19 protein-coding genes, 1 tRNA gene and 1 pseudogene are annotated in these 22,166 nt (G+C 54.2%); 12 read left to right on the top strand and 9 right to left on the bottom strand.

Annotation, left to right across the window (positions count from 1 at the left end):
* Positions 1 to 43: 43 nt before the first annotated feature.
* Positions 44 to 2,881 (bottom strand): bifunctional [glutamate--ammonia ligase]-adenylyl-L-tyrosine phosphorylase/[glutamate--ammonia-ligase] adenylyltransferase, encoded by a 2,838-nt coding sequence (gene glnE / locus WG891_RS10390; RefSeq protein ID WP_337262614.1) that lies wholly within the window; start codon positions 2,879 to 2,881, stop codon positions 44 to 46.
* A gap of 51 nt (positions 2,882 to 2,932) precedes the next feature.
* Entirely contained in the window at positions 2,933 to 4,240 is a 1,308-nt protein-coding gene (locus tag WG891_RS10385) for an inorganic triphosphatase (RefSeq protein WP_337262723.1), read from the bottom strand.
* Between the two features lie 268 nt (positions 4,241 to 4,508).
* Between WG891_RS10385 and WG891_RS10380 the strand changes: the two genes are divergently transcribed.
* Together WG891_RS10380 and WG891_RS10375 are read left to right on the top strand one after the other, a co-directional pair.
* Positions 4,509 to 5,126: a TIGR04211 family SH3 domain-containing protein gene (locus tag WG891_RS10380; RefSeq protein WP_076941930.1), complete on the top strand. Its 618-nt coding sequence runs from the start codon at positions 4,509 to 4,511 to the stop codon at positions 5,124 to 5,126.
* A gap of 117 nt (positions 5,127 to 5,243) precedes the next feature.
* Positions 5,244 to 6,479, top strand: a complete 1,236-nt coding sequence (locus WG891_RS10375) for a multifunctional CCA addition/repair protein (RefSeq protein ID WP_337262615.1) — start codon at positions 5,244 to 5,246, stop codon at positions 6,477 to 6,479.
* A gap of 52 nt (positions 6,480 to 6,531) precedes the next feature.
* Here the strand turns inward: WG891_RS10375 and lldD are convergent, their stop codons facing one another.
* The 5 genes from lldD to folB form a co-directional block, all read right to left on the bottom strand.
* The gene (gene lldD / locus WG891_RS10370) at positions 6,532 to 7,674 is read right to left on the bottom strand and encodes an FMN-dependent L-lactate dehydrogenase LldD (RefSeq protein ID WP_076941928.1); all 1,143 of its coding nucleotides are present in this window, start codon (positions 7,672 to 7,674) and stop codon (positions 6,532 to 6,534) included.
* A gap of 20 nt (positions 7,675 to 7,694) precedes the next feature.
* Positions 7,695 to 8,465 (bottom strand): transcriptional regulator LldR, encoded by a 771-nt coding sequence (lldR, locus tag WG891_RS10365; RefSeq protein ID WP_337262616.1) that lies wholly within the window; start codon positions 8,463 to 8,465, stop codon positions 7,695 to 7,697.
* Positions 8,462 to 10,117 carry an L-lactate permease gene (lldP, locus tag WG891_RS10360; protein ID WP_337262617.1) on the bottom strand — a complete coding sequence of 552 codons (1,656 nt, stop codon included), beginning with the start codon at positions 10,115 to 10,117 and terminating at the stop codon, positions 8,462 to 8,464. The genes lldR and lldP overlap by 4 nt, the downstream gene beginning before the upstream one ends.
* Before the next feature lie 254 nt (positions 10,118 to 10,371).
* On the bottom strand, positions 10,372 to 11,196 hold the full coding sequence (gene bacA, locus WG891_RS10355) for an undecaprenyl-diphosphate phosphatase (RefSeq protein ID WP_076941925.1): 825 nt from the start codon (positions 11,194 to 11,196) through the stop codon (positions 10,372 to 10,374).
* Between the two features lie 183 nt (positions 11,197 to 11,379).
* Positions 11,380 to 11,739, bottom strand: coding sequence for a bifunctional dihydroneopterin aldolase/7,8-dihydroneopterin epimerase (gene folB, locus WG891_RS10350; protein WP_337262618.1), 360 nt, complete (start codon positions 11,737 to 11,739; stop codon positions 11,380 to 11,382).
* Between the two features lie 107 nt (positions 11,740 to 11,846).
* Here folB and plsY point away from each other — a divergent pair, with 107 nt between their 5' ends.
* A complete protein-coding gene (plsY, locus tag WG891_RS10345; protein WP_156294466.1) occupies positions 11,847 to 12,485 on the top strand; it encodes a glycerol-3-phosphate 1-O-acyltransferase PlsY in 639 nt (212 codons plus the stop codon).
* A gap of 30 nt (positions 12,486 to 12,515) precedes the next feature.
* Here plsY and tsaD read toward each other — a convergent pair whose 3' ends face one another.
* A complete protein-coding gene (tsaD, locus tag WG891_RS10340; protein ID WP_337262619.1) occupies positions 12,516 to 13,529 on the bottom strand; it encodes a tRNA (adenosine(37)-N6)-threonylcarbamoyltransferase complex transferase subunit TsaD in 1,014 nt (337 codons plus the stop codon).
* 292 nt (positions 13,530 to 13,821) lie between these two features.
* Between tsaD and rpsU the strand changes: the two genes are divergently transcribed.
* The 3 genes from rpsU to rpoD all read left to right on the top strand — a co-directional run bounded on the left by rpsU (position 13,822) and on the right by rpoD (position 17,916).
* Complete coding sequence (gene rpsU, locus WG891_RS10335) at positions 13,822 to 14,037, top strand: 30S ribosomal protein S21 (protein ID WP_001144069.1); 216 nt, start codon at positions 13,822 to 13,824, stop codon at positions 14,035 to 14,037.
* 135 nt (positions 14,038 to 14,172) lie between these two features.
* Complete coding sequence (gene dnaG / locus WG891_RS10330) at positions 14,173 to 15,921, top strand: DNA primase (protein ID WP_337262620.1); 1,749 nt, start codon at positions 14,173 to 14,175, stop codon at positions 15,919 to 15,921.
* 156 nt (positions 15,922 to 16,077) lie between these two features.
* On the top strand, positions 16,078 to 17,916 hold the full coding sequence (gene rpoD / locus WG891_RS10325) for an RNA polymerase sigma factor RpoD (protein ID WP_337262621.1): 1,839 nt from the start codon (positions 16,078 to 16,080) through the stop codon (positions 17,914 to 17,916).
* Positions 17,917 to 17,968: 52 nt separating this feature from the next.
* Here rpoD and mug read toward each other — a convergent pair.
* Positions 17,969 to 18,456: pseudogene (mug, locus tag WG891_RS10320) on the bottom strand (G/U mismatch-specific DNA glycosylase).
* Positions 18,457 to 18,603: 147 nt separating this feature from the next.
* Here mug and WG891_RS10315 point away from each other — a divergent pair.
* From WG891_RS10315 to WG891_RS10290, 6 genes are all read left to right on the top strand, one after another.
* Positions 18,604 to 18,679, top strand: a tRNA-Ile gene (locus tag WG891_RS10315).
* A 197-nt stretch (positions 18,680 to 18,876) separates the two neighbouring features.
* Complete coding sequence (locus tag WG891_RS10310; RefSeq protein ID WP_337262622.1) at positions 18,877 to 20,142, top strand: integrase domain-containing protein; 1,266 nt, start codon at positions 18,877 to 18,879, stop codon at positions 20,140 to 20,142.
* A gap of 3 nt (positions 20,143 to 20,145) precedes the next feature.
* Complete coding sequence (locus WG891_RS10305) at positions 20,146 to 20,934, top strand: hypothetical protein (RefSeq protein ID WP_337262623.1); 789 nt, start codon at positions 20,146 to 20,148, stop codon at positions 20,932 to 20,934.
* A gap of 115 nt (positions 20,935 to 21,049) precedes the next feature.
* Complete coding sequence (locus tag WG891_RS10300) at positions 21,050 to 21,295, top strand: helix-turn-helix transcriptional regulator (protein ID WP_337262624.1); 246 nt, start codon at positions 21,050 to 21,052, stop codon at positions 21,293 to 21,295.
* A 16-nt stretch (positions 21,296 to 21,311) separates the two neighbouring features.
* On the top strand, positions 21,312 to 21,746 hold the full coding sequence (locus WG891_RS10295) for a hypothetical protein (RefSeq protein WP_337262625.1): 435 nt from the start codon (positions 21,312 to 21,314) through the stop codon (positions 21,744 to 21,746).
* Entirely contained in the window at positions 21,739 to 22,146 is a 408-nt protein-coding gene (locus tag WG891_RS10290) for a hypothetical protein (protein WP_337262626.1), read from the top strand. Before WG891_RS10295 ends, WG891_RS10290 begins: the two co-directional genes overlap by 8 nt.
* Positions 22,147 to 22,166: the final 20 nt, after the last annotated feature.

Genomic DNA, 22,166 nt, shown 5'->3' with positions numbered 1-22,166 from the left:
GCAGATATTACCATAGCGGCCAGTAATACCCGTAATAACCCGGTTAACTTAACCATTTCTGCCAGCTGGCCCGCACCTGCTCGCGTTCCGTCATAAACAGCTGGTTGCTGACCTTGCTGGAATGTTCCTGCAAGGCCAGATGGTGAATTTCATCACGCATGGTGACGTAGGCCTGGGTCAGCGCCCGCGCTTCCTCTTCCGGCATAATGTCGTAGTTGGCCATCAGCTCGAAGATGCGCACGTTATCGGACCAACGCGTCAGGCGTGGTTCCGCACTCGCATAACGTAATACCAGATATTGGGCGATAAATTCGATGTCGGTGATGCCATCTTCGTCTGCTTTGATATCAAACAGATCGCGCTGTTTATTGCCCAGATGGTTGCGCATTTTCTCGCGCATTTCACGCACTTCCTGCTGCAGCTTTTCTGCTTCACGCGCTTTGCACAGGATCTCGTGGCGGATGGCGTCAAACTGCTGATGCAACGCCGGATCGCCATACACGATGCGCGCACGCACCAGAGCCTGATGCTCCCAGGTCCAGGCCTCGTTATGCTGATAATCGGCGAACGCCTCGACGGTGCTGACCAGCATCCCGGCGGCCCCGGAAGGGCGCAGACGTGCATCCACTTCATAAAGAATGCCGGAAGAAGTACGGGTGCTGAACAGATGCATCACGCGCTGGGCCAGGCGCAGGTAGAACTGACGGCCATCGATACAGCGTGCGCCATCGGTCATCACCTCCGGCGGGCAGTCGAGCAGGAATACGAGATCGAGATCGGAACTGTAACCCAACTCCCAACCCCCCAGCTTGCCGTAGCCAATCACCGCAAAACCGCGCCCTTCCCGTTCATGCAGGTGAGTTGGCTGGCCGTAGCGCGCCACCATGTCTTTCCACGCCTGTTGCACCACCGCATCAATGATCGCTTCTGCCAGATAGGTTAAGTGATCGCTCACTTTCATTACCGGCAGCGCTTCGGCGATGTCCGCTGCGGCAATACGCAACTGCTGCGCCTGCTTGAACTGCCGCAGCGCTTCCAGTTGCTGTTCTTCGTCGTCTTCCGGCACGCGCAGGCGGTATTGGCGCAGTTCACTACGATAGGCATCCAGCGCCACCGGCTGGTATAGCGTGGCAGGATCCAGCAGTTCATCCAGCAACAGTGGATAGCGCGCCAGTTGGCTGGCCACCATCGGCGAGGCCGCACACAGGCGGATCAGATGGCTGAGAGCGGCCTGATACTCCACCAGCAGCTCCAGATAGGTGGTGCGGGTGACAATGCTCAGTAACAGTTGGGTCAAACGCACCAGCGCGGTGGGCGCGTCGCCGCGCGGGCACACCTCCGCCAGCAGGCGCGGCATCAGTTGATCCAGCACATCGCGGCCACGCGGGCCGATGGTGCGTTTGTCCACGTCACGACGGAATTCAGCGATCGTGCGCAACATCTGGCGGCGGGGTTCTTCGGTCAGATGTGGCGTCAGCGGCGCGAGTTCGTTTTCGTCCAGATCGTCCTGCCACAGGCTGTGATAGTGCTGATAGTTAGGGTCTTCGCCTACATCGGGGCTATCGTCGCCGATCAGGTCATCAAACACGGCGCGCACATTCTGCATCTGTGCCTCCAGCGCCACCAGCAGTGCTGGCCAATCGGGCTGATCCATCCCCCAGGCGAGGCGCGCCTGATCCAGCGCATCCTGCGGCAATGTTTGCGTTTGCTGATCGGCAATCGCCTGTAGCAGGTTTTCCAACCGCCGCAGGAACAGATAACTGGCGCTCAACTCGGCCACCTGCTGCGGCGTCAGCAGCCCCAGTTCCCCCACCGCCTGCAAGGTGGGCAGTAGCGCACGCCCCTGCAGGCTGGGTTCGCGCCCGCCGCGGATCAGTTGGAATACCTGGGTGATAAATTCAATTTCGCGGATGCCACCGGCACCCAGTTTGATATTGTCCTTCAGCCCGCGCCGCCGCACTTCACGGGCAATCATGCCTTTCATATTGCGCAACGACTGGATCACGCTGAAATCGATATAGCGGCGGAACACGAATGGCCGCAGCGTGTTACGCAGTTCCTGGCTGTAGGGATCTTCAGAGCCGCCCATCAGGCGTGCTTTCACCATGGCATAACGCTCCCAATCGCGCCCCTGCTCCTGGTAGTAATCCTCCAGCGCGGCAAAGCTCATCACCAGCGGGCCACTGTCACCAAACGGCCGCAGGCGCATATCCACCCGGTAGACAAAGCCGTCGATAGTTTGCTGATCCAGCGCCTTGATCAGCCGTTGCCCCAAACGGGTGAAGAACTGGGCGTTGTCCAGCTCACGCCTGCCGCCTTGCGTCTGGCCATTTTCCGGGTAAACAAAGATCAGGTCGATATCCGAAGAGAAATTCAGCTCACCGCCCCCCAGCTTGCCCATCCCCAGGATCAGCAACGGTTGCGGCACGCCTGCGGCATTGCAAGGGGTGCCCCACTCACGGCAACAGGTCTGGTAGAGCCAATCCCGGGCGCTGACGATCAGCGTTTCTGCTAACGCGCTCAACTGCTGCAAGGTTTGCTCTGTGGTGCAAAGCTGTTGGGCCTGTGCCCAGGCAATACGCACCAGGCTCTCGCGGCGAAACAGGCGCAGAACCTGCATCAACCGTGTTTCGTCGCGCACCTCTTCCAGCTCGTCCTGCAACCAGGCCGCATAGTGCTGCCACTCTTCAGGAGCCGGTGGCTGCTGGCGCAGCCTTTCCAGCCACTCGGGGTGGCCAAGCAACATGTCTCTGACAAAATCGCTCGACGCCAAAACAGCCTGTTCCGCAGCACTGAGCAGCACCTCAGCGCCTTGAGTTTCCTGAAATCGCTGCACGATATCCTGTGCCTGAACCTGTAACGCAGCAGAGAGTGGCAACATAAGTGAGTGACCTATTCTGCGGCCTGCAAGCGAGCAGGCCCGCGATGGTAGTTAACGAACGGCACCATTCAACCAAAATGGCGCATGGGATAAAGCCTGCTTGCGGCAGCCTTCATACCAACCCTGACGGCGCTCCGCGACCGCCAGTTGCAGCTCGCGCCAGCTGTCAATATAGGGCGCGGATTCGCTGTCCGGGTAGGCACCGGAAAGCAGCATGAAAGCCAGCACCTGACGCGTCAAACGCGGCAACTGCTCCTGATATTCATCTTCATTCAGGGTGCGCGTAAAGGCTTCTTTCAGATCGGCAGCGCAGCGCCCCAGCATGATATCGCTGAAACGCTTGAATGAGCCGTCCAGCTTGGCCTGTGACTTGGCATCAATAAATGGCCGCCATGCGCCGGTCATCAGCCATGATGTGAGCGCCAACTTACATTGCAGGTACTCTGCGCTGTAGCACAGCACCTGGGGCTCGGTGGTTTTATCCTCCAGCAACGGCTCCAGCGCCGTCAGGCGGGCACGCAGATCGGCACTGGCCTTGCGCGGCACCAGACCACCAAAAATCACCAATGCCTGACGAATCAAGGCGATCGCTTCCATGACCGCACGGCGTGCCTGTTTATCGCCGTGCAGCCACAGTTCTTCGTGATACTGCCAATGGCTCAGCGCCAGCTCAAAAGCCGCCACCATGCCCTGTTCAACCGTGGATTTGGCAGCCGGTTTCAGCACCGCCAACGGGCGACGCTCACGTTCGGCATTGCCCTGCGCCAGATGATAGCCCCGCGCGGCTTTACTTAGGCTGCCTTGGCGCAGCCCACCCTGTTCTGCCAAGGCCGTTGCCAAAGCCAGCAGATCGCGGGCTTCGCCCTGCTTCAGTTCCAGTTCAACTTCACACAGCGTTTCCCTCAGTTCCCCTGCGCTAACCTCACCCTGATCGAACGCAATCTCAATCTCGCTCTCACCGTAAGTGACCACCCACTTCTCACGCACAAAGTCGGTACGGAACAGCGGCTGCAGCGCCTTTTGCAATGGGGCCAGCTTGCAGCCTTCCGGCCAGATGTCTGCCGGGAACTTTTTCAAGGCCAACACCGGCTTGCTGATGGCAACGTTGTACTCTGGCCGCTGATGCAGGCCACCCACCACCGAACCTGCAGTTTTGATGGTCATTTCATAGCTATCGTCGAAACCACGGATACGCAGGCCCATATCATGGCTACGCAGGAAATTGTCGGCGGTTTCGAAGTAAATATTGGTCAACTTCTGCGGTGCAGAATGCTGATGCGGCCAAGCGGCCAGCCGTGCGGGAAGGCCAGCGATCGCTTCAGGGGAAACAATAAACTTCAGTTCTATTTCAACGCTCATCATTCTTTTACACCAATAGGTTAGGCACTGCCGTGATGCTTCACGGTGGCGGAGTCAGCCGGCCACGAACACACAATGGTGAGTATCTTACCGCGATTCCCACCGGCTTGACTCTGCCGACTGTAGAAAAAACCTGTTAGGCTATAAAATGCCGCGCAACGCACGGAATCCGTGATACTAAGAGTGTTCTCATTCCGGTTTTGGCGTTGCGCCATCAGACTGAACGCTCTACTATCGTTCCATTAATTCACCCAGAAACGATTAACTCATGCAGAAATTACGCCTGATTTGCCTTGCCGTGCTGAGCTTCAGCATCACTTGGGGCGCACATGCCGAAGATAAGCGCTATATCTCCGATGAATTAAACACTTATGTCCACAGCGGCCCAGGTACGCAATATCGTATTGTAGGGACTTTGAACGCCGGTGAAGAAGTGACGCTGCTGAGCGTGAACGAAAACAACAGCTATGGTCAGATTCGTGACTCGAAAGGGCGCACCGTGTGGATCCAACTGGATCAGCTGAGCCAGACGCCAAGCCTGCGTACTCAGGTGCCGGAACTGGAGCAGCAGGTGAAAACCCTGACCGATAAATTAGCCAATATCGATAACAGCTGGAATCAGCGCACCGCCGAAATGCAGCAAAAAGTGGCCGCCAGCGACAGCACCATCAATGGTCTGCGGCAGGAAAATCAGGATCTGAAAAATCAGCTGGTTGTCGCCCAGAAGAAGGTGAACGCGGTTAATCTGCAGCTCGACGACAAACAGCGCACGATTATTCTGCAATGGTTCCTGTACGGCGGCGGCGTTGCCGGTGCTGGCCTGTTGCTTGGTCTGCTGCTTCCGCGCCTGGTTCCGCGCCGTAAAAATAATCGCTGGATGAACTGATCTCATTCTCAGCCAGCTCAGGCGCCTGCGGGCGCCATTTTTATTGGCCTCAGCATCTGCCCGCCAATTGATGTAATCTGATAAAACCAGCCATCCAATATATTCAGGAGTTAAACCGTGAAGATTTACCTGGTCGGCGGTGCCGTCCGCGACAATCTGCTCAATATACCGGTGGTCGATCGCGACTGGGTGGTGGTCGGCGCAACGCCTGCCGATCTGCTGGCACGCGGCTACCAGCAGGTGGGTAAAGACTTCCCGGTATTTCTCAACCCAGAAACCCATGAAGAGTATGCATTGGCGCGCACAGAGCGCAAATCCGGCCAGGGCTATACCGGTTTTACCTGCTATGCCGCGCCGGACGTGACGCTGGAAGACGATCTGCTGCGACGCGATCTCACCATTAACGCCATAGCGCAGGCTGCCGATGGCGCATTGATCGACCCTTACCACGGCCAGGCCGATCTTGCAGCACGGGTGTTACGCCACGTTTCCGCGGCCTTTGGCGAAGACCCTCTGCGCGTACTGCGCGTGGCGCGCTTCGCCGCCCGCTTTGCCCATTTGGGCTTTAGCGTGGCTCCAGAAACCAGCGCACTGATGCGGCAGATGGCAGAGAGCGGCGAGTTGGCGGCGCTGACGGCCGAGCGCGTGTGGAAAGAAACCGAGAAAGCGCTGCAAAGCCAAAGCCCACAGGTTTACTTCCAGGTACTGCGTGACTGTGGTGCACTGCAGGTGCTGTTCCCAGAAATCGACGCGCTGTTTGGCGTGCCTGCGCCTGAGAAATGGCACCCGGAGATCGATACCGGTGTGCATACGCTGATGACGCTGGCCATTGCCACGCAGCTCAGCCCTGAAGTGGATATCCGCTTTGCTGCCCTGTGCCACGATCTCGGTAAGGGCAAGACGCCGCCAGAACTGTGGCCTCATCACTATGGCCACGGGCCAGCCGGGGTGAAACTGGTCGAAGCACTGTGCAAGCGGCTGCGCGTGCCCAATCCCGTGCGCGAGTTGGCCAAGCTGGTGGCTGAATACCACGATCTGATCCACACGGTGAATAAACTGCGCCCAGAAACCCTGCTAAAGCTGTTTGATGCCATTGACGTGTGGCGCAAGCCGCAGCGGCTGGAACAGATGATCCTCTCCAGTGAGGCCGATGCCCGTGGCCGTACCGGTTTTGAAAACAACCCTTATCCACAAGGGGATTATCTGCGCCAGGCGTATCAGATAGCCAACACTGTCTCGGTTAAAGAGGTGGTGGACAGCGGCCTGCAAGGCTTGGCGATCCGCGAGGAGGTCAAACGCCGCCGCCAGCAGGCACTGGCAGAATGGAAAAAAACGCAGGAACCCCAGGCCTAAGCCGGTTAGTCCCTTCCTCTTTCCTATTTTCGGGCAAGAGGAAGGGGGTGACTCAGAAGCCTTCCTGCACCAATAAGTCACGGCTGATTTCCGCGATACTTTTCGCCCCGGTCAGCGTCATCGCTACACACATCTCTTTTCTGATCAGATCGAGCAGGTTTTCCACCCCCGCCTGGCCTGCGGTCGCCAACGCATAAAGATACGCGCGCCCTAACAGCACGCTGTCGGCCCCGAGCGCAATCATCCGCACCACGTCCAACCCGCTGCGCACCCCGCTGTCTGCCAGGATCGTGATATCCCCCTTTACCGCGTCGGCAATACTCGGCAGCGCACGGGCAGAAGAGAGCACGCCATCCAGTTGGCGGCCACCGTGGTTGGAAACCACGATGCCATCGGCACCAAAACGTACGGCATCCCGCGCATCATCAGCGTCGAGAATGCCCTTAATCACCATCGGCCCCTGCCAGAAGTCGCGGATCCACTCCAGATCGCTCCACGAAATCGAAGGATCAAAGTTGGCCCCCAGCCAGCCGATATAATCCTCCAAGCCGGTGGGTTTACCGAGATACGCTGAGATATTCCCCAAGTCGTGCGGGCGCCCGTTCAGGCCAACGTCCCATGCCCAGGCGGGATGGGTTACCGCTTGCCAATAGCGCCGCAGTGCGGCGTGCGGGCCGCTCATGCCCGAATGTGCGTCGCGGTAGCGAGCGCCAGGTGTCGGCATATCCACGGTAAAGACCAATGTGGTACAGCCGGCGGCTTTCGCGCGCTCCAAGGCATTGCGCATGAATCCGCGATCTTTCAGCACATACAGTTGAAACCACATCGGGCGCTTGATGGCCGATGTCACTTCTTCGATGGGGCACACCGAGACGGTAGAAAGCGTAAAAGGAATGCCGTTTCGCTCTGCGGCCCGCGCGGCCTGCACCTCGCCACGGCGCGCATACATGCCGCACAACCCTACCGGGCCAAGGGCCACGGGCATCGATAGCGTTTCGTTAAACAGTTTGGTTTCCAGGCTGAGTGCCGACATGTTTTTCAACACCCGCTGCCTCAACGCGACCTGAGCCAGATCTTCCACGTTGCGCCGCAGAGTGTGCTCGGCGTAAGCGCCACCATCAATATAGTGAAACAGAAAAGGTGGCAGTTTACGTTGTGCTGCAGCGCGGTAGTCGCTGGCTGCTGAGATAATCATGGAGCGATCTCCCTTATTTATTACAGTGAATTTTCATCCGGCAGGCGGGTAATGCGCGCCAGCCTTGCCTCATCTTCATGCAGGCCTTTAATGGTGGAATGCACAAACCCCAGGTGGGATTTGGCCGCTCTGCCAGCCCGTTCAGGATCCCCAGCCAGAATAGCCTGCAACATTTCCTCATGCTGTTGTGTAAGCCGCGCAAAGATGGTCGGCACGGTATACATGCGCTGGCGGCTATGCATGACGGAAGACTGCATTAAATCGAAAAAACCACGCATGGTTTGCAGCAACACCACGTTATGGGAAGCTTCGGCAATCGCCAGGTGGAAGCGCACGTCGGCCTGTGCCGCCAGATCAGGGTTATCGCTCTCTTTAAACTCTAACGTGGCGTCAAAACAAGCCTGCAGCTTCTCTTTATCTGCCGCGGTGGCACGCATCGCCGCGTGCCAGGCGGTGCTGGCCTCAATCGCGTGGCGGGCCTCCAGAATGTCGTAGCGATAGTCAGGGTCGTCGGCGACTAAGGTTCTCAGTGGTTCTACGATGCATTGTTCCGACCAGGGGGAAAGTTCGTCGCAAACATAGGTGCCACCGCCGCGTCGGCTAATCAGCACCTTTTCGCTAATCAGTTTCTGGATCGCTTCACGCAACGAGGAGCGCGAAACGCCCAACTCGTTGGCCAACTGGCGTTCGGCGGGCAAACGCATGCCCGCTTGCAGTTTACGCTCGTGAATCATTGCCTTAACGTGCTCGACCAGACGATCGGCTAGGCGCGGTGGCTGAGATGCGCTCATGGGATCATCCACGTCAGCCAGTAGGCCTGTAGCGTGGTGATCACCCCCACCATACAGGTGAAGATCAGGCTGTGTTTCACCGTAAAGCGGAACAAGTCTGACTCTTTTCCCACCAGGCCAACGGCTGCGCAGGCAATGGCAATAGACTGCGGCGAAATCATTTTCCCGGTGACGCCGCCGGTGGTGTTAGCCGCCACCAATAACACATCCGAAACGCCAATCTGCTGCGCGGTGGTCGCTTGCAGGGCGGCGAACAGTGCGTTGGACGAAGTATCAGAACCGGTAAGAAAAACGCCCAACCAGCCAAGGAACGGCGAGAAAAAGGTGAAGGCCTTGCCAGTATGCGCCAATGCCAACGCCAGCGTTGCCGACAGGCCGGAATAGTTAGAAATAAAAGCAAACGCCAGCACCATGCCAATGGAATAGATCGGCAGCATCAAGGCGGTTAACGTTTCGGCAAATGTGGTGATTGCGTCTTTGGGCTTCATCCGCAGATAAATCACCGAGGCAACTGCCGCAACCATAATCGCGGTACCGGTGGCCGAGAACCAGTCAAGCTTGAACACCGCGGCATAAGGCGTGATCTCTGCCACCACCGGCGGCATTTTCGCTACCAGCTTATCCAAGAATGGCACCGGGAAATTGAATACCCAGTCTTGCAATGCTCCGCCTTTAGCAAACAACGCTTTAAACGGCGGGATGCTCCACAGGGTGACGGTGGCGGTCAGGAAAATAAACGGCATCCAGGCGCGAATAATCTGCCCTAGCGTATAGCTGTGCTGCGTCAACGTTGGCTCAGTAACCGGGCCTTCAGCGTTCTCAAAACGGAAGATGCGTTTAGGCTGCCAGACACGCAGAAACAGCGTCAGGCACACCAGTGAAACCAGCGAAGAGATGATGTCCGGCAGTTCCGGCCCCAGAAAGTTGGAGCTGAGATACTGCGCCAGGGCAAAGCTGCCCCCAGCCACCACCACTGCTGGCCAGGTTTCCTTGATGCCGCGCCAGCCGTCCATTATCGCCATGATCCAGAACAACACGATGATCGTCAAAAAGGGCAATTGACGCCCAACCATCTGGCCGATTTCGAAGCTGTCTAACCCGGTGACCTGACCCGCCACGATAATCGGGATCCCCATCGCGCCGAAAGCCACCGGCGCAGTGTTGACGATCAGGCAAAGCCCCGCCGCATACAGCGGGTTGAACCCCAACCCAACCAGCAGCGCAGCGGTGATCGCAACCGGTGCCCCAAACCCGGCCGCCCCTTCCAGAAAGGCGCCAAAGCAGAAACCCACGATCAGCATCTGTAAACGTTGATCGGGCGTGATCGAAAGAATCGAAGAACGAATGATGTCAAACTGCCCGGTCTTGACCGAGATTTTGTAGACAAACACCGCCGCAATAATGATCCAGGCAATCGGCCATAAGCCATAGAAAAAGCCATACACCACTGCGGCGATCGCACGTTCTGCCGGCATCTGGTAAAGAAACAGCGCCACCAGCAGGGCAATCCCCACGGTGAATGTGGCAGCAATGTGCCCCTTAAGTTTGAGTTTTATCAGAGCAAAAAAGAAAAACAGAATAGGCAGCGCCGCGATCAGGCTCGAAAGCCAGATATTACCCATAGGATCATAAACTTGTTGCCAGGCTTGCATGCAAATATCTCCAGCGATTGTTCGCATTTGTTCCCCACCGAATTGGTCCTACCAATAAGGCGGGGTAATCTATTTGATATGCGATAGTTAATTCACTGTTAAAAATATGCAATGACTCTGTTTTTATTTTTGGCTGTTCTGTGTGAGAGATTCACATTTTTTATCGATTGGTAGGACCAAATGGCGAGGGGAGGGAGAAATTTGTGAATAGTGGGCAAAGCCCACTATTGAAGAGGAGAATGAATTGCTGGTGTTTACATAAACACCATGTACACCACCGCCGCAACGATAAAACGATAAATGGCGAACGGCACAAACGAAATACGTTTGATAAGCTGCAGGAAGGTTTTAATCGCGATCAACGCAACAACGAAGGCGGTAATAAAACCGACGGCGAACATCGGCAGATCGCCCAGCGTCAGGAAATGCAGGCTCTTGTAGAGATCCAGCGCGCTGGCCCCCATCATCATCGGCACCGCCAGGATGAAGGAAAACTCGGACGCTGCATAACGGCTCACGCCCACCAGCATACCGCCGGAAATGGTGGCTCCCGAACGGGAGAAACCCGGCCACAGCGCCAGACACTGGAAGCAGCCGATGGCAAATGCCTGGCGGTAAGTGATGTCATCCAGCCCCACTGCCGGAGGATTCTTCGGTTTCAGCCATTCAGCCACCAGCAGCAGCACGCCGCCGACGATCAACGCATACATCACGTTTTTCGGTGCAAACAGCGATTTGATCACGTCGTGGAACACCAGCCCCAGCACTACCGCCGGGATCATCGCCAACAGAATATGGCCCAGCTTCAAGCGCCCGGCCGTTTTACCTTCATGCTCTACCGGCTTACCGCCAAAATGAATGCCGATCAAGCCAAACAGGCGACGCCAGAACACCACCACCACCGCCAGAATCGACCCCAGTTGAATGATCACTTCAAAGGTTTTGGCCGTGTCACCGGTAAACCCCAACCACTCACCGACGATGATCATATGCCCGGTGGAGGAAACCGGCAAAAATTCGGTTAACCCTTCAACCACCCCAAGAATAAACGCAACAAACAGTGAATGCATGTCAGCCATGATCCTGCCTTACCCCATGTCAAATTTAAGGCTATATCCCCCATCGCATGCAAGCTGCACAGCCAGCCATTGCCAAATCAAGGGGATAAACGTAAAAAAGCGGCAATGCTCAAATACAGTGCCGCTCAAACCCATATTCATTATTGCCCAGAATAACTCTTCTGAGTTGCATCTGAATGACAATCAGGCACCGCGCGTGCCACGCTCGATGATCACGCCAACCCGGCTGGCCTGTGCAACCGCTCCCGGCTTGCTGACCTTAATACGGACCCACGGGGATTTAAAGCGTTGCAGTAAAATTTCGGATACCTCCTCTGCCACGCGCTCCACCAGCGCAAAACGCTGCGACTGCACGTGCTGAGTGATCGCATCGCTGACATCGGCATAGCTCAGGCAGTGGTTCACATCGTCACTGGCTGCAGCCTGGCGGTTATCCCAGCCCATTTCGATATCGAACACCAGTTTCTGCTGAATGGTTTGTTCCCAGTCATAAACGCCAATGGTGGTGATTACGGTAAGCTCTTCGATAAATACGATATCCATCACGTCATTCTCAGTTTTTGGCCCTGCTGGATACCACTTCCAGCGGAATATGCGTATTATCCATGGATGTTGCGAGTAAAACGACCATTATTAAACGGAACCGCGTTATGAGTGCTACCGCGCTTGGCATGATTATCTTCGCGTATCTGTGTGGCTCAATTTCCAGCGCGATCCTGGTTTGCCGGATCGCCAGGCTACCGGATCCGCGTGAACATGGATCAGGGAATCCCGGGGCGACCAACGTCTTGCGCATTGGCGGCCGCTTGGCTGCCGCAACGGTACTGGTCTTTGATATTCTGAAAGGAATGTTACCCGTCTGGCTGGCTTATGCGCTCAATGTTCCGCCGCTGTACCTTGGCCTGACGGCGATCGCCGCCTGCCTCGGCCACATTTATCCGGTGTTCTTCCACTTCCGCGGCGGTAAAGGTGTTGCCACTGCGTTCGGGGCTATCGCCCCGATCGGCTGGGATCTCACCGGCCTGATGACCGGCACCTGGCTGTTGACGGTGCTGCTGAGCGGTTACTCCTCGCTGGGGGCAATTGTCAGCGCGCTAATCGCACCATTCTACGTCTGGTGGTTCAAACCGCAGTTTACCTTCCCGGTGGCGATGCTTTCATGCCTGATCCTGATGCGCCATCACGACAACATCCAGCGCCTGTGGCGCGGGCAGGAAGGCAAGATCTGGGGGAAGTCCCGCAAGAAGAAACAAGATGCTGCAGAGCAGGAAGAGCATAAAGAAGAATAATTGGGGCCGGAGATTGCCGGCCCTCAGCGTTTATACCGCCGGCAATTCTGCCAACGGCCAACGCGGGCGCACAGAAACGCTCAGCTCTGGATTGGCACCGCTTTTCAGCCGAATCAGCCCCGCATAGGCGATCATCGCACCGTTATCGGTACAAAACTCCGGGCGGGCATAGAACACCTCCCCACCGCGTTTTTTCATCATTTCCGCCAATTTGGCGCGCAAGGTACGGTTGGCGCTAACGCCACCGGCCATCACCAAACGTTTAAACCCGGTCTGCTCCAGCGCACGCTTGCATTTAATCGCCAGCGTATCCACCACCGCATCCTCAAACGCGCGCGCGATGTCGGCACGCGTCTGATCGTCGTTACCGTTGGCGCGGATGGTATTGGCGGCAAAGGTCTTCAGCCCGGAGAAGCTGAAATCCAGCCCGGGGCGATCGGTCATCGGGCGCGGGAAGGTAAAACGCCCTGCGCTGCCCTGCTGTGCCATGTTAGACAGCATCGGGCCACCGGGATAATCCAACCCCAGCAGTTTGGCGGTTTTATCGAAAGCCTCACCGGCGGCATCGTCAATGGATTCCCCCAATAATGCGTATTCGCCAATGCCGGTAACGCTGATGAGCTGAGTATGCCCACCGGATACCAGCAGCGCCACAAACGGGAACGCCGGAGGATTATCTTCCAGCATCGGGGCCAACAAGTGGCCTTCCATATGGTGCACCGGCACGGCGGGCACGTTCCAGGCAAACGCCAGCGCGCGGCCAATGGTTGCCCCCACCAGCAATGCGCCCACCAGGCCAGGGCCTGCGGTATAGGCCACACCGTCGATGTCTGCAGCACACAGGTTTGCTTCTTTCAGCGCCGCCTGAATCAGCGGCACGGTTTTACGCACGTGATCGCGGGACGCCAGCTCCGGCACCACACCGCCGTAATCGGCGTGCAGCTTCACCTGGCTGTACAGTTGGTTGGCTAATAAACCGGCTTGATCGTCATACACTGCAATTCCGGTTTCATCGCAGGAGGTTTCTATACCCAGTACTCGCATTACATTTCCCATCATTCACGTGCGGCCGCCAGTTTAGCATAATCACAGCCATTTACCGCCATTGTACGCTAGGTTGATGATTCGCCACGGGTGATTAAAAACGAGCAATTCTCCCCGATTCGTCTATAATCGGCGGCCGATGCATAATTGCGCGAGTTTGCCGGAACGCGGCGTGTTTCAATTTGCTATGGTGCTTTACAAAGCAGCATCCATTGAAGTAAAATTCCGCACCATTTTGAAAAGGCTGGCGCTTGGCCAGCAGCAAACCGAATTCTATTGAGGTGAGAGGCACATGCCGGTAATTAAAGTACGTGAAAACGAGCCATTTGACGTTGCTCTGCGTCGTTTCAAGCGTTCCTGCGAAAAAGCAGGTGTTTTAGCTGAAGTTCGTCGTCGTGAGTTCTATGAAAAACCGACTACCGAACGCAAACGCGCTAAAGCTTCTGCAGTAAAACGTCACGCCAAGAAACTGGCTCGCGAAAACGCACGCCGCACTCGTCTGTATTAATCCTTCGGGGGTAACCCCACCGCGTGATTTTTTCTTTTCCAAGAACACGCAGACTGAGTAGTTGCATACGAAGGCCGTGCTTTCCGTAAGGAATGCGCGGCTTGTTCTCGTTTATAAGCAATCGAACAGGGGCTTATGGCTGGACGAATTCCGCGTGTATTTATCAATGACTTGCTGGCGCGTACCGACATCGTCGATCTGATCGACGCCCGGGTCAAGCTCAAGAAGCAAGGTAAGAATTATCACGCGTGCTGTCCGTTCCACCACGAAAAAACGCCTTCATTCACCGTTAATGGCGATAAACAGTTTTATCACTGTTTTGGTTGTGGTGCGCACGGCAACGCCGTCGATTTCCTGATGAATTACGACAGGCTCGAGTTTGTCGAAACCATCGAGGAACTGGCCACCATGCACGGGCTGGAAGTGCCTTACGAAGCAGGCACCGGGCCGACGCAGATTGAACGCCATCAGCGCCAAAGTCTCTACCAACTGATGGAACAGCTTAGCGCGTTCTATCAACAGTCACTGCAGCAATCCAGCGGTGCACAGGCGCGTAATTACCTGCAACAGCGCGGGTTGAGTGATCAGGTTATCCAGCATTTTGCCATCGGTTTTGCACCTGCCGGTTGGGACAATGCGTTAAAACGCTTTGGCCGCGATACCGACAGCCGCGCCGCATTGAACGATGCCGGGATGTTGGTGACTAACGATCAAGGACGTACGTACGATCGTTTCCGTGAACGTGTCATGTTCCCAATCCGCGACAAACGCGGACGGGTCATTGCCTTTGGCGGCCGCGTGTTGGGCGATGGTATGCCGAAATACCTGAACTCGCCGGAAACCGAAGTATTCCACAAAGGCCGCCAGCTGTACGGCCTGTATGAAGCACAGCAGAGCCACCCTACCCTGCAGCGTTTGCTGGTAGTTGAAGGCTATATGGATGTGGTGGCACTGGCGCAATACGGCATTGATTATGCCGTCGCCTCACTGGGAACCTCGACCACGGCTGAGCATATTCAGCTCCTGTTCCGTGCCACCGATCACGTTGTCTGCTGTTATGACGGCGACAGAGCCGGTCGCGAAGCGGCCTGGCGCGCGCTGGAAACCGCACTGCCCTATCTCAACGACGGGCGTCAATTGCGGTTTATGTTTTTGCCTGATGGCGAAGACCCGGACACATTAGTGCGTAAAGAAGGCAAAGAGGCATTCGAACAACGGATGGAGCTGGCACAGCCGCTGTCCACTTTCCTGTTCGAAACCTTGATGCCGCAGGTTGATCTGAGCAGCCCGGACGGCCGCGCCAAGCTGAGCACGCTGGCGCTACCGTTGATTACTCAGGTACCGGGCGAGACTTTGCGCCTGTATCTGCGCCAGCAGCTCGGCAGCAAACTGGGCCTGTTGGACGACAGCCAGCTCGACAAGCTGATGCCCAAACAGGCTGAAAATGCGAATAATTATCAGGTGCCCCAGCTAAAACGCACAACCATGCGTATACTGATAGGGTTACTGGTACAAAATCCGCGTTTGGCTACACTTATCCCGTCACTGGAAGGATTAGAGCAGACCAAGCAGGCAGGATTACCGTTGTTTGTTGAACTGGTACAGACTTGCCTGGCGCAACCCGGCCTGACAACCGGCCAGTTGCTGGAGCTGTATCGCGACAACAAATTCAGCCAGCAGCTTGAAACCTTGGCGACCTGGAACCATATGATCGTTGAGGATATGGTCGAGCAGACCTTTTTAGATACGTTGGCCAGCCTGTATGACTCGGTGCTAGAGCAACGGCTGGAAACACTGATCGCCCAAGCCAGAACACACGGCCTGAGCCCTGAAGAACGTGAAGAAGTTCGCTCACTGAATCAGGTGTTAGCGAAAAAAAACTGAATACCAACGGCTTAAGTGCCGATAAATGCGAGGGTTCAACCCTGCAATATGCCGCCATAGTGGGCCGCGGCAACAACTAAAACGCCCCAAATGCTATTGTTGGCGGTTTCGCCGACCGACACCAACCCAAATACTCTGAAGTGTGGATACCGTCTTATGGAGCAAAACCCGCAGTCACAGCTGAAGCTACTTGTCACCCGTGGTAAAGAGCAAGGCTACTTGACCTATGCTGAGGTCAATGACCATCTGCCGGAAGATATCGTCGACTCCGATCAGATCGAAGATATCATCCAGATGATTAATGACATGGGCATCCAGGTGATGGAAGAGGCACCGGACGCCGATGACCTGTTACTTGCTGAAAACTCAAACAACACAGACGAAGACGCCGAAGAAGCCGCTGCTCAGGTGCTCTCTAGCGTTGAATCCGAGATTGGCCGTACCACCGACCCGGTGCGCATGTACATGCGTGAAATGGGTACCGTTGAACTGCTGACGCGCGAAGGCGAAATCGACATCGCCAAACGTATCGAAGACGGTATTAACCAGGTGCAATGCTCCGTGGCCGAGTACCCGGAAGCCATCACCTATCTGCTGGAACAGTACGATCGCGTCGAAGCGGGTGAAGCGCGCCTCTCCGATCTGATCACCGGCTTCGTCGATCCCAACGCGGAAGAGGACATCGCCCCAACCGCGACGCATATCGGTTCCGAATTAACGACCGAAGAGCAGAATGACGACGATGAAGACGAAGACGAGGAAGACGATGCTGAAGACGATAACAGCATCGATCCGGAGCTTGCTCGTCAGAAGTTCGCCGATCTGCGCGATCAGTACGAAGCCACCCGTCTGATGATCAAAAAGAACGGTCGCAGCCACGCCAGCGCAGCAGAAGAGATCCTGAAGCTGTCTGAGGTGTTCAAGCAGTTCCGTCTGGTGCCAAAACAGTTCGACTTCCTGGTCAACAGCATGCGTACCATGATGGATCGCGTTCGTACTCAAGAACGTCTCATCATGAAGCTGTGCGTTGAACAGTGCAAAATGCCGAAGAAAAACTTCGTCACTCTGTTTGCCGGTAACGAAACCAGCACCACTTGGTTCGAAGCGGCACTGGCAATGGCTAAGCCATGGTCAGAAAAGCTGAAAGATGTCAGTGACGACGTGCAGCGCAGCCTGCAGAAGCTGCGTCAGATCGAAGAAGAGACCGGCCTGACCATTGAGCAGGTGAAAGACATCAACCGCCGTATGTCGATCGGTGAAGCGAAAGCCCGCCGCGCGAAGAAAGAGATGGTTGAAGCTAACCTGCGTCTGGTTATCTCGATCGCCAAGAAGTACACCAACCGTGGTTTGCAGTTCCTGGATCTGATTCAGGAAGGCAACATCGGCCTGATGAAAGCGGTAGATAAGTTCGAATACCGTCGTGGCTATAAGTTCTCGACTTATGCCACCTGGTGGATCCGTCAGGCGATCACCCGTTCTATCGCCGATCAGGCGCGTACCATCCGTATTCCGGTGCATATGATTGAGACCATCAACAAGCTCAACCGTATTTCGCGCCAGATGCTGCAAGAGATGGGCCGCGAACCAACGCCGGAAGAGCTAGCTGAACGTATGCTGATGCCAGAAGACAAGATCCGCAAAGTGCTGAAGATCGCCAAAGAGCCGATCTCCATGGAAACGCCGATCGGTGATGATGAAGATTCACATCTGGGCGATTTCATCGAGGATACCACCCTCGAGCTGCCACTGGATTCTGCCACCTCTGAAAGCTTGCGTTCTGCAACGCACGACGTTCTGGCTGGCCTGACCGCACGTGAAGCGAAAGTGCTGCGTATGCGTTTCGGTATCGATATGAACACTGACCACACGTTGGAAGAAGTGGGCAAACAGTTCGACGTTACCCGTGAACGTATCCGTCAGATCGAAGCCAAAGCGTTGCGTAAACTGCGCCACCCAAGCCGTTCAGAAGTGCTGCGCAGCTTCCTGGATGACTAAGGCTAGCTGACACACATTAAAACCCCGGCCTGCCCGGGGTTTTTTATTGTCTTTATTTCAGCGCCAGAAACAGTTCACGATAACTCGCCACCAGCTGCTCCAGCGTCGCACGGTTCAGCCCGCTCGGATTAGGCAGCACCCACCCTGCGTTTTACCGATCATCATCTCCTGACGCCCCCAGGGCACCTGGCGGATACCCAGTGCGCTGCTGAATGCCTGCTTACCGAGGATCGCCAACGCCTGCGGCTGGCATTGCAGGATCTTTTCTTTTAATACCTCACCGCCCGCACGCAACTCATCACGGGTCAGCTCACTGGCCGCCACCGTTGGGCGTGCCACCAGGGCAGTGATGCCACAACCGCTATCTTGCAATTGCAGCCACTGTTCGGGTGCTAGCTGGTGCTTAGTGAAACCAGCCTGGTGAATCACCTTCCAGAAACGGTTACTGCCGTTGGCGAAGGGGTAGCCCTGATGGGCGGAGGAAAGGCCGGGATTGATGCCGCAGAACACGACCTGCAGGTTAGGCGCCAGGAGTTCCATAAGTATCGGGAGTCCGTTAAAGGAAGTTACAGCGGTTATCGCAAAATCTACGTGCAATTACAACAGGCTAGAACTGAGCATAAAAGCAACATATGGTTTGAAGACAGTAGACCTTCATCACGTGATTACCGTATAATCACGCCGCTTGGCCCCTTAGCTCAGTGGTTAGAGCAGGCGACTCATAATCGCTTGGTCGCTGGTTCAAACCCAGCAGGGGCCACCAAATCGACAACCGGCAAGTACCAGATACGGCCAGTTAAAAACACTAAACCCGCATCCCTTCTAGGTTTGCGGGTTTTTTATTGTCCAGTTACGGCCAGTTTGATAGTGTAAGAGCCAGATTAATTAGGTATACGATTGGGTATATCCATCCAAAACCCTTTTTACCGTATACCCATTTTTATACTGGGGTTCGAACCAATGACCAAAAACAGTAAGCCTCTCACACCTGTAACTATCAAAAGTTTGCAACGTGAATCGCTCTCATCCGGTAAAGATTTGTTTGTTACGGACGGTGACGGCCTGCAATTGGTTATCAAGGCTGGCAACGCCTCCACCCTTTGGCGCTTTCGCTACTACAAACCGCACAGCAAACAGCGTGCAATGGTAAGCCTTGGCGCATATCCAGAAATCAGCATTGCTGACGCACGCAAAACCAAAGATGAATATCGCGCTTTGGTGGCAAAAGGCATTGACCCGGTAGAACACCGCAAAGAGCAAAGGCGAACTGAGGAGGCGCAACGAGCAAACACGTTTGAGCATGTAGCCGCAGCATGGTTCGAACTAAAGCGCGGTCAGCAGTTGGCAGAGGGAACGCTGAAAGATATTTGGCGCTCACTGGAAAGGGATGTTTTCCCCGCAATTGGTGGGCATCCGATTACATCACTAACAGCCAGGGATTTTATAGACGCATTAACGCCGGTATCCGCACAAGGCAAGGCTGATACGGTGCGCCGTCTGGCACAACGCATAAACGAGGTGATGTACTACGCCGTTAACTCTGGCCTGATTGGGGCAAACCCAGCCGCCAAAATCAGCAAAGCCTTTAATGCCCCTATCGTCCGGCATATGCCAGCCATCCGCCCGGAGGAACTACCCGATTTTATGCAAGCGCTTGCCATTGCCCGTGTAGAGCGGCAAACCCGGTTAGTGATTGAGTGGCAATTATTGACCATCTGCCGCCCCGTGGAAGCTGCCGGGGCGCGGTGGGATGAAATCAACTTTCAGGCCAATGAGTGGCAGATACCGGAAGACCGACTAAAGCAACGCCGGGAACACATCATTCCCCTGAGCAAGCAGGCGTTAGCCATTCTGGAAACCATGCGCCCCACCAGCGGCCACCGTGATTTTATTTTCCCTCATTACAGCGACCCCAAGCGGCCAATGAGTGAGCAAACCGCCAATGCTGCTATTAAGCGTATGGGCTATGGTGGGCGGCTAGTGGCTCACGGTCTGCGCTCTGTGGCAAGTACCGCTCTAAACGAGCAGGGTTTTCCCTCTGATGTGATAGAGGCGGCGTTATCGCATCTGGATAAGGATGAGGTGCGCCGTGTCTATAATCGCTCTACTTATTTGGAACAGCGCCGCACGCTTATGGCGTGGTGGGGTGATTTTGTTGAACGGGCCGCAACCGGAAGCCTTAGCGCTGCTGGTGGTATTCGTAATTTATGTGTTGTGGGAGGATAAATAATGGCACTACCCAATAGACTATTTTACTCATTAAATAAAGCGGCTCAAAAAGCCGGTTGCGATATTGAAGATTTATTTCACTTTTTTATGTTGGGGAAAATGTTTTTCTTGATGCGAGTAAACGCCTCATGCGACTTAGAATTAGATGGTGATTCATACCGTTCAAGAACCGATGAAACCAGTATATCTATCACAGAAAAAGAAATAGAATCACTATGTTTAAAAGAACAAAAAAAAGATGAAATAAGGCATTGGAAAAATCATATTGAAACGACAGATTTAGTTGACATAATGCTTATCCCACACGATAAAGAAACACAAAAAGGTGTGGCACCTGTAATAAAACTCATAATTAATGGATTCATGATGTTATATGCACCAGAATGGAACCCTCACAAGGGTAATGACGTTGTGGTGTGTTATTTATTTAACCCACAAGAAAGCTCTAAAAATGTGCTTAATGGGGTAGTGGTCGAAAACGTCATAGTTCAGGATTTACCACTTTTCGTTTCTCATAACGAAATTGAATTACTAAAGAATGGCGGGAGAGACATTACTGCCTTTTTACTTGGCAAAAATATAGATTCAAGACATGTCGACATTGATATAACTGAAAAGGCCGCTGATTTTATAAGAGGGCTACTTGATTTATGTTACTCAGACAAAGAACTAACCGCAAAACCTTGGCTTTATATAGATAAGCAAGAAGCAGAAATATATCAGGATTTTAAAGCTAAAGGCATCATTCCACCTTCACCAAAAACGTTAAAGCGCTGGCTAGATAAATAATCCAATATCCGACATGGCCGACAGGTTGCCGGTCATGTCCAACACATGAAACCATTTCTATGAAAGTATTCCTAGACGGCCAGAACAGGCCAGATATAGCCAGAGGAATACAGATATGACCACCTCCACCGAAAAAATACTGACCAAGAAAGAGGTTGCTGCATTGCTGCGCCTTAGCTCCACCACCAGCATTGACGACATGATACGCGCCGGGGAGTTTATTCCGGGCTTTCGTCGTGGCTTGCGCCGTGTGGGCTGGTTTGAATCAGAGGTTAATGCTTGGCTTCAAGCTCGTATTGATGAGCGTAATAAGGTTTTGGAAGCAATTTTATCCAAAAACAAAAGCCGTCAATCGGCATAATGCGGGGAAATAGCTAATGAAACGACCAGTTATCAACCACAAAGATCTATATGAATTTTTACCGGAAACAGGTAAGCGCTTGATTGATATTATTGGCTCGAAATCAGCGTTTACAATCATGCAAGAAATGGGCGGAAAAACTTACAACAATTGTCACCGAAAACACAGCATCTTCTTTAAATATTGTGCTGGTGTGCTTGGGGATTTAGAAGCAAGGCGGGTTGTTAATTTGCTTTCATCCCGTGGTGATATTTACATTTACATTCCTTCCCTAAAGCATGCAATTTCAGCGCAAGAAAAAGCAACCATGCATCAAGCCGTAATAGCGCAATACGCTGAAAACATTTCCAAAGGGATGATGATATTGTCAGCAAGAAACGCCATAGCGATTCAATTTGATATATCTGAAAGAACAGTAAGAACGATATTGAAAGGGGGTTGTGATGCGTGACAATAAAGATTATCTGCGTTTCCTTTCTGCTAACATGTTGCAAATGGTTGGCGTTATTGGTCTTGATAATACACTGTTAATCATGAAGCGGTATGGTGGACTAAATCTTGATGTGGTTGTCGGAAAGAGAGATTCATCCACTAAACGAGAAATTATTGACCTCATAGGCAAGGAATCGGCAACCTTGCTTACTCGTGACTTCTCACGTGACCGTATTTATATACAGATACTTTCCGCTGTAAAAACCAAGTTAATGCGCTACGAAAGGAATAAGGAAATCAACAGCAGGTTTAACGAATTAGTCAAAAAAAACCCAAGTTACCGCCATGCATTAAAAATACTTTCCAGTGAGTTTAATATCACTGACAGGCAAATATATAAAATCATTAACCGTATTTAATGCCGCTATACAGATCTATT

It is taken from the genome of Serratia sp. MMO-28 (assembly GCF_037199905.1).
Classification (GTDB): domain Bacteria; phylum Pseudomonadota; class Gammaproteobacteria; order Enterobacterales; family Enterobacteriaceae; genus Chania; species Chania oryzae.
Note: the sequence above shows the minus strand (reverse complement) of the source record. Positions and strands in the feature narration are given on the sequence as shown.

What these genes read in the sequence shown, in the direction of transcription:
- WG891_RS10290 (WP_337262626.1), top strand. Translation starts at nt 21,739, where the DNA reads ATGCGTGACAATAAAGATTATCTGCGTTTCCTTTCTGCTAACATGTTG.
- glnE (WP_337262614.1), bottom strand. Translation starts at nt 2,881, where the DNA reads ATGTTGCCACTCTCTGCTGCGTTACAGGTTCAGGCACAGGATATCGTG.
- WG891_RS10380 (WP_076941930.1), top strand. Translation starts at nt 4,509, where the DNA reads ATGCAGAAATTACGCCTGATTTGCCTTGCCGTGCTGAGCTTCAGCATC.
- bacA (WP_076941925.1), bottom strand. Translation starts at nt 11,196, where the DNA reads ATGGCTGACATGCATTCACTGTTTGTTGCGTTTATTCTTGGGGTGGTT.
- plsY (WP_156294466.1), top strand. Translation starts at nt 11,847, where the DNA reads ATGAGTGCTACCGCGCTTGGCATGATTATCTTCGCGTATCTGTGTGGC.
- lldR (WP_337262616.1), bottom strand. Translation starts at nt 8,465, where the DNA reads ATGAGCGCATCTCAGCCACCGCGCCTAGCCGATCGTCTGGTCGAGCAC.
- WG891_RS10385 (WP_337262723.1), bottom strand. Translation starts at nt 4,240, where the DNA reads ATGAGCGTTGAAATAGAACTGAAGTTTATTGTTTCCCCTGAAGCGATC.
- rpsU (WP_001144069.1), top strand. Translation starts at nt 13,822, where the DNA reads ATGCCGGTAATTAAAGTACGTGAAAACGAGCCATTTGACGTTGCTCTG.
- tsaD (WP_337262619.1), bottom strand. Translation starts at nt 13,529, where the DNA reads ATGCGAGTACTGGGTATAGAAACCTCCTGCGATGAAACCGGAATTGCA.
- WG891_RS10305 (WP_337262623.1), top strand. Translation starts at nt 20,146, where the DNA reads ATGGCACTACCCAATAGACTATTTTACTCATTAAATAAAGCGGCTCAA.
- lldP (WP_337262617.1), bottom strand. Translation starts at nt 10,117, where the DNA reads ATGCAAGCCTGGCAACAAGTTTATGATCCTATGGGTAATATCTGGCTT.
- WG891_RS10295 (WP_337262625.1), top strand. Translation starts at nt 21,312, where the DNA reads ATGAAACGACCAGTTATCAACCACAAAGATCTATATGAATTTTTACCG.
- folB (WP_337262618.1), bottom strand. Translation starts at nt 11,739, where the DNA reads ATGGATATCGTATTTATCGAAGAGCTTACCGTAATCACCACCATTGGC.
- WG891_RS10300 (WP_337262624.1), top strand. Translation starts at nt 21,050, where the DNA reads ATGACCACCTCCACCGAAAAAATACTGACCAAGAAAGAGGTTGCTGCA.
- rpoD (WP_337262621.1), top strand. Translation starts at nt 16,078, where the DNA reads ATGGAGCAAAACCCGCAGTCACAGCTGAAGCTACTTGTCACCCGTGGT.
- dnaG (WP_337262620.1), top strand. Translation starts at nt 14,173, where the DNA reads ATGGCTGGACGAATTCCGCGTGTATTTATCAATGACTTGCTGGCGCGT.
- WG891_RS10310 (WP_337262622.1), top strand. Translation starts at nt 18,877, where the DNA reads ATGACCAAAAACAGTAAGCCTCTCACACCTGTAACTATCAAAAGTTTG.
- lldD (WP_076941928.1), bottom strand. Translation starts at nt 7,674, where the DNA reads ATGATTATCTCAGCAGCCAGCGACTACCGCGCTGCAGCACAACGTAAA.